9 protein-coding genes and 1 pseudogene are annotated in these 9,072 nt (G+C 57.6%); 3 read left to right on the top strand and 7 right to left on the bottom strand.

Annotated features, from left to right (window positions below):
• From AC1D0Z_RS12430 to AC1D0Z_RS12410, 5 genes are all read right to left on the bottom strand, one after another.
• The coding region (locus tag AC1D0Z_RS12430) for a type IV pilus secretin family protein (protein ID WP_477658553.1) at positions 1 to 1,046 on the bottom strand (1,046 nt) is incomplete at its 3' end.
• Positions 1,043 to 1,597: a pilus assembly protein PilP gene (locus AC1D0Z_RS12425; protein WP_477658552.1), complete on the bottom strand. Its 555-nt coding sequence runs from the start codon at positions 1,595 to 1,597 to the stop codon at positions 1,043 to 1,045. The genes AC1D0Z_RS12430 and AC1D0Z_RS12425, both read right to left, overlap by 4 nt.
• Positions 1,594 to 2,262, bottom strand: a complete 669-nt coding sequence (locus AC1D0Z_RS12420) for a type IV pilus inner membrane component PilO (RefSeq protein WP_477658551.1) — start codon at positions 2,260 to 2,262, stop codon at positions 1,594 to 1,596. Before AC1D0Z_RS12420 ends, AC1D0Z_RS12425 begins: the two co-directional genes overlap by 4 nt.
• A 22-nt stretch (positions 2,263 to 2,284) precedes the next feature.
• On the bottom strand, positions 2,285 to 2,947 hold the full coding sequence (locus tag AC1D0Z_RS12415; protein ID WP_477658550.1) for a PilN domain-containing protein: 663 nt from the start codon (positions 2,945 to 2,947) through the stop codon (positions 2,285 to 2,287).
• The gene (locus AC1D0Z_RS12410; RefSeq protein WP_477658549.1) at positions 2,944 to 4,023 is read right to left on the bottom strand and encodes a pilus assembly protein PilM; all 1,080 of its coding nucleotides are present in this window, start codon (positions 4,021 to 4,023) and stop codon (positions 2,944 to 2,946) included. The genes AC1D0Z_RS12415 and AC1D0Z_RS12410 overlap by 4 nt, the downstream gene beginning before the upstream one ends.
• 268 nt (positions 4,024 to 4,291) lie before the next feature.
• Between AC1D0Z_RS12410 and AC1D0Z_RS12405 the strand changes: the two genes are divergently transcribed.
• Complete coding sequence (locus AC1D0Z_RS12405) at positions 4,292 to 6,706, top strand: penicillin-binding protein 1A (protein ID WP_477658548.1); 2,415 nt, start codon at positions 4,292 to 4,294, stop codon at positions 6,704 to 6,706.
• A gap of 79 nt (positions 6,707 to 6,785) precedes the next feature.
• On the opposite strand, the gene cyaY is transcribed toward AC1D0Z_RS12405, so the two are convergent.
• Entirely contained in the window at positions 6,786 to 7,136 is a 351-nt protein-coding gene (cyaY, locus tag AC1D0Z_RS12400) for an iron donor protein CyaY (RefSeq protein WP_477658547.1), read from the bottom strand.
• A 12-nt stretch (positions 7,137 to 7,148) separates the two neighbouring features.
• On the opposite strand from cyaY, the gene lptM reads away from it, so the two are divergent.
• On the top strand, positions 7,149 to 7,358 hold the full coding sequence (lptM, locus tag AC1D0Z_RS12395) for an LPS translocon maturation chaperone LptM (protein ID WP_477658546.1): 210 nt from the start codon (positions 7,149 to 7,151) through the stop codon (positions 7,356 to 7,358).
• A 163-nt stretch (positions 7,359 to 7,521) separates the two neighbouring features.
• Positions 7,522 to 8,802: a diaminopimelate decarboxylase gene (gene lysA, locus AC1D0Z_RS12390; RefSeq protein ID WP_477658545.1), complete on the top strand. Its 1,281-nt coding sequence runs from the start codon at positions 7,522 to 7,524 to the stop codon at positions 8,800 to 8,802.
• An 82-nt stretch (positions 8,803 to 8,884) separates the two neighbouring features.
• Here the strand turns inward: lysA and AC1D0Z_RS12385 are convergent.
• Positions 8,885 to 9,072, bottom strand: a pseudogene (locus AC1D0Z_RS12385) (sulfoxide reductase heme-binding subunit YedZ); the annotation flags it as partial.

Below are 9,072 nucleotides of genomic sequence, written 5' to 3'. Positions count from 1 at the left end.
CCCAAACCCTTGGCTTGAAGAATAATATCCAACGCCTGATCCCATGGCACATCTTTCAGGCGCAAGGTAACGGCACCAGTCACTGAATCTGACGTCACGATGTTGAAGTTCGTAAAATCAGCGATCACCTGCAACAGTGAGCGAATTTCAATGTTCTGGAAATTCAGGGACAGCTTCTCACCGTTATACCCGGGGCCTTGTGTAAGCTTGGCGGGATCGATTTTTTGTTGACGCACTTCCAGTACAAACTGGTTGTCGCTCTGGTACGCGCTATGCTCCCAAGCGCCTTTCGGCTCGACCACCATGCGGACCTTGTCCCCGGTTTGGAACGTGGTGACGGTTTGGATCGGTGTTCCGAAATCGCCAACATCCAGGCGCCGACGCAAGCCTTCGGGCAGCGCAGTTTTCAGGAACTCAACCACCAGAGTCTGGCCTTGCTGGCGAATGTCCACGCCCACCTGGTTATTAGGCAGGTCCACCACGATGCGGCCAGAACCTTCGGCGCCGCGCCTGAAGTCGATGTCCTTTAAAGGAAGTGTGTCAGTGTTGCGGTTTTCCRCAAACACGGGCGGTGTAATGGCAGAAGGCGCTGCCACAGCTACGGAATCGAGGGTGATCAACAACGATTTACCTTGAATCTCAGCCTTGTACGCCGTTGGCACTTTGAGATTGAGGACTACCCGAGTCCTCTCCCCTGCCTGTACAACATTTGCCGAGCGCAAATTCCCCAGGTTGAGATCTACTGCAGACCGACCCATGGAATTTCCCACACCCGGAAAATCCAGCGCGATGCGCGCTGGCGTCTGGATACTAAAGCCCGTTGGTACCGCGGCCAAAGGCTCTGCCAAATCGATTCGAATGACTTCTGAGCCCCCCTGAACCGATCCGGAAACCGCCTGAATGGCATTCTGTGCCTGCGCCAGCAAAGGCGCGGCAGCTACCGAAAATACCAAACTGAGCGACGCGCAGCGCAACACACGCCCAAACAAAAGCTGCAGGCGGCCCCTTTTTTCCTGCGTCTCTAGTGCCGGTGTCTGCTTGTTCATTTTGATCCCTCTAATAACTGTAATGTCGCGGTCCGCTCTATCCATTCACCCGCTGCGTCTTGCACTATTTCGCGCAAAGCGAGATCCGTTTCAGTGACTTTGGTGATTCGGCCGTAGTTCTGACCCAGGTAATTCCCAACCCGAGCCTGGTAAACGAGGTTGTCCACCCGCACGAGCGCGACGGGCTGGCCAACTTTGATCAAGCTACCCACCATCACAATCGCATCCAGGGGGTATGCCTCCAAAGGCTCTTTACGCCGGCTCAGCTCAGGCGCAATCAAGGCGGCATTGGCTGTCGCCTGATTCGACTCGCGCTTCAACGCCTGTGTCAGCTTCTGACTGCTAAAGGGTTCAATTGAACTCTCCTGGCCATWCGGCTGGGGCGAGAATTTGGTGGGTTCCGGGAGGGGATCGACCTTTGGCTTCGTGGCGTTGCGTTGCTGAGCCATCCATTCCTGCAACTCTTCCTGCTCAGAAGAGCCGCAGCCGGACAGGCCAAATAGAACTCCCGCCAATCCACAGACCACCAAAGCGTATTTGCCTGCGTTCATTTTTTTGCTCCCGGAGCACTTTTGCGCTGCAAGGCTACTTCATCATTGTCCAGATAGCGGAACGTTTTGGCCGTTGTGTCCATGACCAGCGTGCCATCCTTGACGGGCGTTATCGTCAAATTATTCAAGGTAACAATACGCGAAAGATTGGCGATATCGGCTGCAAAAGCCCCCATGTCGTGGTACCTGCCGGTGACTCGGACGGCAATGGGCAGTTCGGCGTAATACTCCTTCACGCTGACCTGGCCAGGACGAAACAGTTCAAACTGCAGGCTGCGGCCCAAACCCGCCTGATTGATGTCGGAAAGCAGCGCATCCATTTCAGCCTTGCTGGGCAATTGCTTTTCGAGCTGGGTCACATATTGTTGAACCTGCTCCCGCTGCTTCTTGAGGGCGTCCAGATTGACGGCTTGCGCGAGCTTTTTCGAGTAGTCGTCCTTGAGCTGGACTTCCTTCGCCTTCTCCGAAGTCAACTCCTCATCAGACGCGCTGAGCCACACAAACCACAACGCCACGACGACAAAAACCGTTACCGCCACGCACAGAAGATAGCGCGGAAGGGCCGGCCATGAAGGTGGGTCATTAGCATCCAGGCCCGTGAACTGGGACCTCAGACTGCTTTGAATCGCAGCAAAGTCGATGGAATTTTTAGAGATTTTTGCCATATTCAGACTCGTTCGTTCCGACTCATACCTTGGCCGGGGCCGAGGCGGCCGAGGCAGGTTTGGCAGGTACTCCGGACACTACCGGTGTTGAGCCGGCTGCGGCGGACCCAGCGGTCTTCGGGTCGCTGGCCCGCTTCAGCCCGATCCTCATCGAGAAATTAGACACCCGGCGCTGGTCGCGTGCGGCCAGGCTCACCGTATTGGCAGTAATCTCGACAAGCTCAGGCCGGGTCAACCAGGCACTGTTATTGGCCAGATTGCGCAGCAGTTCCGAAACACGTTCATTGGAKTGGGCCACGCCGGTAATCAACACCGTCTGGTTTTCCTGCCGCATACTCGTGATGTAAACCCCATCAGGCAACTGCTTGACGAGTTCGCTCAGCAGGTACACGGGCAGATTGCGGTTCCCCTGAAGATCTTCCACTGCGTTCTGGCGAGCCCTGAGTGCGGAAATTTCTGCCTGCAGCGTGGCGATATCCTTGATTTGCCCTTCAAGTCGGGTAATTTCCGTTTTCAGGAAATTATTTTTCCCTCGCTGGCTCTCAATCTGGGCAAGATACCAGGAGTACACAGCACCGCAGATAAGACCGCCCACCAAGGCGGCCATACCCAGCGTGGCAAAAAATACTTCGCGCCTGCGCTTGCGCGCAGCTTCGCGGTGGGGAAGCAGATTGACGAGAATCACTGCAAGAACCTCCGCAAAGCCAGACCGCATGAGGTCAGGTAAGACGCGGCCTCACGCCGCATTTTCTTTTCACGCACACCTGCACCCAATTCCATTCCTTCAAAGGGATTGGCAAGGACACAGGCAAACGAGGTCTGCTGGGTCACGGAATCCGTCAAACCCGGCAAGGCCGACGAGCCACCGGCCAGCATGACATAGTCGACTTTATTGTGCGGTGTACTGGTAAAAAAGAACTGGAGCGCTCGCCCTATTTCCTGGGCCATGCTCTCAACAAAAGGCTTCAGCACGCCGGAGTCATAGTCTTCCGGCAGATCACCGCTGCGTTTTTTGCTCTCGGCTTCTTCAGGAGAAAATCCATACTGCCGAATAATGAGTTGCGTCAGCTGGGCGCCACCGAAAGCCTGGTCGCGCTCGTAAAGTACTTCGTCGTTCTTGATGACCTGCATGCTGGTCGTCAACGCACCCACCTCAAACAGGGCAACCATAGTGTCCACGCCCTTGTTGGGAAGACTCTCAATCAGGCGTGCAGTAGCCAGGCGTGAAGCATACGACTCTACATCTATAACAATGGGCTTGAGACCGGCTGCCTCCGCCAGACCCTGCCTGTCCTGTACTTTTTCCTTGCGGGAGGCGGCGATCAGCACTTCGACATCGCCGCTGGAGGTGGCGCTGGGGCCTACCACGCAAAAATCGAGGCTGACTTCGTCCAGCGAGAACGGGATATATTGATTGGCTTCGGATTCGACCTGGATTTCCAGCTCTGCGTCGCTGAGGCCCCCTGGAAGGATGATCTTTTTGGTAATGACTGCGGAAGCCGGCAGGGCCATCGCCACATTCTTGGTGCGGGTTCCGCTCTTTTTGACGAGTCGGCGCACCGCATCGGCGACTTCGTCGAACTTTTCGACGTTGCCGTCTGTAATCCAGCCTCGTTCCAGCGGTTCGATCGCACAGCGATCCAGCACCAGATTACCGGCCTTGTCACGGCTCAACTCCACCAGCTTGACACTGGAAGAGCTGATATCTAAACCCAGCAAAGCGGGTTGTTGGCGGTTGAATAACGATCCCAGAGAGATCAAGGCGGTCCCCAAATGACGGCTAATATGTAGCCCTGCATACTTAAGAAATCACTTGAATAGTAGCAGTAAGCTCTTTGTGCAGTAAGGATTTTTCCCGTTTTAGATATCCAGAGCGTTGTCAAAAGCAGACGGTTCTGCCAAGCCACAACCCCGCGAACTGCGGCAAAAGGATGTCTGCAAACGTAAAAGTGTGGCACTTCAGATAGTGCGCAACACGCCCTGCTTTGCAGGATTTTTATAATGGTGACGCGACTTTACGATTGCCTACATGCCCTCCACACCCACGTCTCCTGATTCGAATCCAGCCCCGGTCAAGCAAGGTCGCACCGGCTCCTCCGTCCCTCGCTGGCTGCTCATGCTCTTTTTGTGGGGCGGCGGCTTGTTGCTGGCAGGCGTCACCGCCGTCTTGCTGTTTGTGGCGGTAGCCCTGTCGGTTGCCTACCCCAACCTGCCGGATATTTCTGACCTGTCGGATTACCGGCCGAAGTTGCCGCTGCGGGTTTACTCCGCGGATGGGGTGGTTATTGGTGAGTTCGGGGAAGAACGACGCAGCCTCACCCCGATCAAGGACATCCCGCAGGTCATGAAAGATGCAGTGCTGGCCATTGAAGATGCCCGCTTTTTCTCCCATGGCGGCGTGGACTACCTGGGCGTGATTCGCGCCGGCTTCGCCAACGTGGGCCGGGCCAAGAGCCAGGGAGCCTCCACCATCACCATGCAGGTGGCCCGCAACGTCTATCTGTCTGCAGAGAAAAGCTATACCCGCAAGATCTATGAAATCCTGCTGACCTTCAAGCTGGAGCACCTGCTCACCAAAGACCAGATCCTTGAGATCTATATGAACCAGATTTTTCTGGGGAACCGGGCTTATGGATTTGCCGCTGCCTCGGAGGCCTATTTCGGCAAGCCGCTGAAAAACATTTCCATCGCCGAGGCCGCCATGCTGGCAGGTCTGCCCAAAGCGCCTTCAGCCTACAACCCCATCATCAACCCCAAACGGGCCAGGGCTCGCCAGCAGTACATCATCGAGCGAATGGAGGAAAACGGCTTCATTACCGCCGAACAGGCCAAGGCAGCCAAGGAAGAAGAACTCAAAGTCAGGACCGGCCCCGATGCAGGCCGCGTACACGCGGAATATGTCGCCGAAACAGTCCGCCAGCTGGTTTACAACCAGTACGGGGACGAAACCTATACCCGTGGACTGAATGTTTACACCACCTTGCGCGCCAGCGACCAGACCGTTGCCTACAAAGCCCTGCGAAAGGGCATCATGGACTATGAGCGCCGGCAAATTTACCGGGGGCCAGAGAAGTTCATTGATCTGCCCGCCAATGCGACGGAAATAGAAGACGCCATTGACGACGCGCTGACCGACAACCCCGACAATGGAGATGTGATGTCGGCCGTCGTGCTGGAAGCCAATCCCAAGCGGATCCTGGCCATGCGGCAAAACAGCGAAACGGTTGAAATCACCGGCGATGGCCTGAAGCCCGCCCAGTCCGGACTGGCCGACAAGGCAGGGCCCAATATCAAGATTCGCCGCGGCGCGCTGATCCGCGTGGCGAAAACACCGAAAAACACCTGGGAAATTACCCAACTGCCGGAGGTGGAAGGCGCTTTTGTGGCCCTGGATCCGCGCGACGGCTCCATCCGGGCCTTGGTGGGCGGGTTTGATTTTGAGAAAAACAAGTTCAACCATGTGACCCAAGCCTGGCGCCAGCCGGGTTCGAGCTTCAAGCCGTTTATTTACTCCGCAGCTCTTGAAAAGGGATTTACCCCGGCGACCGTGGTCAACGACGCTCCGCTGTTCTTCGATGCCGGCGTCACCGGCGGCCAGCCCTGGGAACCCAAGAATTACGACGGCACTTTCGACGGCCCGATGAGCCTGCGGACCGGCCTGAAGAAGTCCAAGAACAYGATTTCCATCCGCATATTGCAGGCTATTGGCGCCCCATATGCACAAGACTGGGTCACCCACTTCGGCTTTGAAGCTGAAAAGCATCCCGCCTACCTGACGATGGCGCTGGGCGCCGGATCCGTTACCCCCATACAGATGGCAACCGCCTATTCGGTGTTTGCCAATGGCGGCTACCGCGTCAATCCCTACCTGGTCACCAAAATCACCGACCAGCGCGGCAAGGTGCTGCTTGAAAGCAAGCCGCCTGTGCTGGATGAATCGGCCCGGGCCATCGATGCACGCAACGCGTTCATCATGGACAGCCTGCTGCAGGAAGTAGCACGCTCGGGGACGGCGGCCAAAGCGCAAGCCACGCTCAAGCGCCCCGACCTTTTCGGCAAGACCGGTACCACCAATGACTCGATCGACACCTGGTTCGTGGGTTTCCAGCCTACGCTGACAGCAGCGGTATGGATGGGTTACGACACGCCCAAAAAACTCGGCGACCGTGAAACCGGCGGCGGCCTGAGCCTGCCGATCTGGATCAACTATATGGAATACGCCCTCAAGGGCGTTCCAGTGGCCGAATACCCGCCACCCGAAGGGGTCGTCAACGTGGGCGGAGAGTGGTACTACAGCGAATACGCCAAAGGCTCGGGGGTGAGCACAGTGGGCATACAACAGGACCCGGCAGCAGCAGCAGCCACGCCGGCGGCACCAGGCGCGATCCAGGTGCTACCGCCGTCGGACGAGAAAAAACGCATTCTGGATCTGTTCAAAAACTGAGATGGAACGCATCAAAAAGGGCTCCGTGGGAGCCCTTTTTTGTTTCAACACCATCACGGCAGACCACCAGCCTCGGCTGCTACGTTTTATTTGCTTCAGCCGGGGCCGCGAACACCAGGGTCTGGCCGGACTGCTCGCTGGCATAGCGCGACAAATTGGCAAAAAACTCGCTCGAGTCCTTGGTGTCAACCCATTGCCCGTCCCTGAATTTGTAGTGGAACCCGCCGGCCTTGGCCGCCATCCATATTTCCTGCAAGGGTTTCTGGAGATTGATGATGATCTGGCTGCGGTTGGAGAAAGTCAGCGTGACCATGCCGCCAGTGCGCTGGTTATCAATATCCGCGTCGGTCGCGTCATTGATCCGGTCGCAGGCAGTTTCAACGGCCCTCAGTGCACTCTCGGCCAGATCCTGGTATTCAAGGTCCGTCATTACAATCCCATCATGGTTTCTTCAGCTCAAATTTTAGGTCGCATCCGCCTTTCGCCTTCCCGCTATGGCCTTGCTGCTGTTGTGGTTGGCTCTGCCTTGCTGGCTGGCTGCGGGCAAAAAGGCGCACTTTTTCTGCCGGTCCCCCCAAAGGTGCCCGCCACGGCGACCACCACAGCGCCGCCGGCTGCCGCGCCTGCAACCCCGGCGTCAGCCGCTCGCTGACCTGTCAGCCGGGCCGATTTATTGAAGATTCAGGCCATCCGGCGGCTGGACCTTCAATCTCAAGGTGGCCGCCCGTCCATGCCGTCAATCGATCATGGCGCGCAAGTCCTGCGCTCCTTAAGATAGCTGCCAATAACTCCAACCGCTTTAAAGATCACGCCCCATGACCCGCCAACCTCTCCCAGGCCACCCCCATTTCGCTTACCGCGATACCGAGCTGTTTGTGGAAAACGTCCGGCTTGGCGATCTGGCCGCCGCACACGGCACGCCGCTGTTTGTGTATTCCAGGGCGGCCATGCTTTCGGCACTGGCGGCCTACCAACGCGGTTTCGCGGGGCGCAATGCGCAAATTTGCTATGCCATGAAGGCCAATTCATCCCTCGGTATCCTGCAGGCTTTTGCCCTTGCGGGTTGCGGCTTTGACATCGTTTCGGGCGGCGAACTTGCCCGCGTGCTCGCAGCCGGCGGCGAAGCCCGCAAGGTCATTTTTTCCGGCGTGGGAAAAACCCGCAGCGAGATGCGGCAGGCCCTCGACGCAGGTATCGGCTGCTTCAATGTCGAAAGCGAAGCCGAACTGGACGTGCTGTCCGGGGTCGCACTGTCCATGAACATGCGCGCCCCCGTCAGCATCCGGGTCAATCCCGACGTGGATCCMAAGACGCACCCCTACATTTCAACGGGCCTGAAAGACAACAAGTTTGGCGTGGCGCATGAAGACGCCCTGCGCATCTACCGGCACGCTGCTTCACTCAAAGGCCTGCAAGTCGTCGGCATCGATTGCCACATCGGCTCGCAGATCACCGACACCACACCCTATCTTGATGCCATGGACCGGGTGCTCGACCTCGTGGCGGCGATTGAAGCCGCGGGCATCCCGCTGGAACATATCGATTTCGGCGGTGGCCTCGGCATCAACTACAACAATGACACCCCTCCTGAAGCCGACGCGCTCTGGCAGCAGTTGCTCGCCAAAATCGACGCTCGCGGCTATGGCGGCAAAAAGTTGATGATCKAGCCGGGCCGCTCCCTGGTCGGCAACGCCGGGGTGTGCGTGACAGAGGTTCTCTACGTCAAGCCGGGTGACCACAAGAACTTCTGCATCGTCGACGCGGCCATGAACGACCTGCCGCGTCCTGCGATGTACCAGGCTTTTCACGCCATCGCACCCCTGCGGGAAAGCGGGGCCGCCGAGGCGACATATGACGTGGTAGGCCCTGTCTGCGAAAGTGGCGACTGGATAGGCCGCGACCGCGTACTGTCTGTCGCAGCGGGCGACCAGCTGGCTGTGATGTCAGCAGGTGCTTATTGCATGAGCATGGCCAGCAACTACAACACCCGCGGGCGGGCGGCTGAGCTACTGGTTGACGGTGACAAGGCGCATCTCATACGCCGGCGGGAAACCGCCGAGGACCAGATGCGGCAGGAGCAACTGGTGGCAGGTTAATCCGGATCCCGGAACCGCCGCCGGTCGAACAGCAAGCGCAAGCACCTCATTGGTCAATGAGGATCAGCGCAACGCGCTATCATTAAGATAGCTGGTTGCGCCCGCTGTATATGGGTTTCAGCCTCTTTTTCTTCCAGAATTGCTGGGCTCGCCAGCCAAGCAGTACGGCGATGATTGCCGCGTAGACGAACACCTCGGCAAAATTGTTCTTGCCGGCGCGCATCCAGAAAAAATGCAGCAGCCCCAGCCCGGCGATCAGGTACACGAGCT

This window comes from Polaromonas sp. P1_E3, from assembly GCF_056405935.1.
The sequence above is the reverse complement of the archived record's forward strand: the minus strand, read 5'-3'. Positions and strand labels throughout refer to the sequence as shown.